This window comes from Caballeronia sp. INML1 (assembly GCF_023631085.1).
Taxonomy (GTDB): domain Bacteria; phylum Pseudomonadota; class Gammaproteobacteria; order Burkholderiales; family Burkholderiaceae; genus Caballeronia; species Caballeronia turbans.
The window spans coordinates 1-253 of the sequence record NZ_JALQDT010000121.1; the positions used below are offsets into that span (position 1 = coordinate 1).

Consider the following 253-nt stretch of genomic DNA (forward strand, 5'->3'; position numbering starts at 1 on the left):
GTGTCGGTGGGTTCGGCTGGAAACGAACGCCAGATCACGAACGTGGCTGCGGGTACGCAAGACACCGACATGGTCAACGTCAAACAGCTGGACAACGCGGTGTCGCAGGCCAACAGCTACACCGATAGCGCTGTCAGCGCCATGCAGAGCCAGGTGAACAGCATCGGCCGCAGCGCCTACGCGGGCATCGGGGCGGCCACGGCGCTGGCGATGGTTCCGAACATCGATCAGGACAAGACCATGTCCGTCGGTG

General features: G+C 63.2%; 1 pseudogene. It reads left to right on the forward strand.

Going from position 1 to position 253, the window contains the following annotated elements:
* Positions 1 to 253: pseudogene (locus tag NCR38_RS34070) on the forward strand (hemagglutinin); the annotation flags it as partial.